General features: G+C 43.8%; 2 protein-coding genes. Both read left to right on the forward strand.

What is annotated here, in order from left to right:
• Positions 1-1,228: DUF5691 domain-containing protein (locus RMO79_RS13530; RefSeq protein ID WP_310483685.1), on the forward strand; the 1,228-nt coding region annotated here is incomplete at its 5' end.
• Between the two features lie 190 nt (positions 1,229-1,418).
• On the forward strand, positions 1,419-2,232 hold an 814-nt coding region (locus tag RMO79_RS13535; protein ID WP_310483686.1), incomplete at its 3' end, for an AAA family ATPase.

Raw genomic sequence — 2,232 nt, forward strand, 5'->3', positions numbered from 1 at the left:
ATTACGACTGCTAGCAAAATCGGGGCAAACAGTCCCTCCAGATTTTCTACCATTACTACTAGATTTAGGTAAACGCGAACGAGATTTACGATCGGCAATCTTACCAATTTTAGGCAATCGGGGGCACTGGTTAACCAACCAAAATTCCAATTGGAAATATGCGATCGATACCGTAAATTTAGATCCAAATCCGATCGAACTGCAAGAAATTTGGATGACTGGCACCCGCACCGAACGGGCAGCCGCACTAACTAAATGGCGACAAATTCAACCGATCGAATCTTGCCTTGCCGTAGCCGCTAGTTGGAAACAAGATAAAGCAGACGATCGATTAGCCTGGTTAGAAATATTGCAAACTAATTTAAGTTTAGCAGATGAAGAATTTTTAGAAATAGCCTTATTCGATCGTAGCGAACCAGTTCGCCATTTAGCTGCCGACCTATTACGACAATTGCCCAGTCGATATCGGCAAAGACTAACTGAATTAGCTAGTAAATGTTTGACGATTAAAGAGAAAAAAAATAACAAGTACCAAATCGAGATTAATCTGTCGCCGATCCACGATAAAGAGTGGCAGGCTGCTGGTGTTAGTAATAACATGAAACCAGAATCAAAATTGTTGCAAGTTATTAGTGCTGCGGATCTGGATATTTGGATGGGAGATATCGATCGATTAATAAATGCTGCGATGATTATCCCTTATGAAAAGGAGATCGTCATCACCGGATTAGTTAAAGCAGCTTGTTCTCAACGGCGGACAGACTGGATCGAGGCATTATTAAATCGAGCGTATCCACTTTTAGGCATAAATCAAATCCAACAGCTTGTCGGATCTTTCGCTGGAGACAATAGTGAATTTCTGACAAATTTTTTCACAAATATTTTCACACCCAATGAGTCGATCGACAATCTCGATGTCAGCCTTCATGTCATCACAAATTGCTTTCACATTTCTACAAATAGATACTGTGAATGGAGTCCAGAAATTAGTAACTTAGCAATCCAGCACTTCGATAGGTATATTCAAAAACTAATTGTTGGATCGAATAGCTATTACTACCAACAACAAAATTTAGCTAATCTATATAGTCGATTTTTAGACATCAGTGTTATACCAGAGATCGAGCAGATGCAATCGAAATTATCATTAGAGAATTTTACTTATAGCTATTTCCTCGACCTGATGAAATTTCGACGAGATATGCGATCGACCTTTAATACTGCATAACCAAAAATTCATACTTTCTCCCCTCTCTGCGCTCTCTGTCTTGATTTGTTAAACCGTCGGGGAACCCGACAATCGCTGCGCCTCTGCGGTTAAAAAAATGTAACTCTGCAAAACACTAGTAATCTCGAACATGATTTAAATTCGATACCTTTTAAATCTTTACTCTCAAAAAACTTTCAACTAATCTACTATGCCGCCAAAAGCCAAAGCCAAAACCACCGCTGAAACTACAATCGAAAGCACCATTACCACCCTCCGTCAAAATGCCGAAGCGCAATTCGCTCACGAACTTGCCGAACTCAGTCAAGCCGACACCCGCCAAAAACCCCCCAACTGGCAACTCTCCCCCTGGGCAGTCGCCACCTACCTCCTCGGCGGTAAGCTAGAAAATGGCTTTGAAATTAGCCCCAAATATATCGGTAGTCGTCGCCTAATGGAAATTGCGATCGCGACCTTAGCAACCGATCGCGCCTTACTACTATACGGCGTACCCGGTACCGCTAAATCGTGGGTATCCGAACACCTCACCGCCGCCGTCACAGGCGACTCTACCCTGCTAATTCAAGGTACCGCAGGCACCAGCGAAGAAGCCATTCGCTATGGGTGGAATTACGCGTTATTATTAGCCGCAGGGCCATCGATGGCGGCTGTAGTGCCCAGTCCAATGATGAATGGGATGAACGATGGTAAAATCGTCCGCATTGAAGAACTGACGCGGATTCCCGCAGACGTTCAGGATACCTTAATTACCGTATTATCTGAAAAAACCCTGCCCATTCCCGAAATCGGTACGGCGGTACAAGCGCAAAAAGGATTCAACGTCATCGCTACTGCGAATAATCGCGATAAGGGCGTAAACGAGTTATCTAGTGCCCTCAAACGCCGCTTTAACACCGTCATTTTACCAGTCCCCGATAGTGCCGACGAAGAAGTTGCGATCGTCCACAAACGCGTAGCCAGCATGGGTAAAGCATTAGAACTACCGATCGAAGTACCCGCACTTA

Origin of the sequence: Chamaesiphon sp. VAR_48_metabat_403, from assembly GCF_031422475.1 — a bacterium.
GTDB lineage: Bacteria > Cyanobacteriota > Cyanobacteriia > Cyanobacteriales > Chamaesiphonaceae > Chamaesiphon.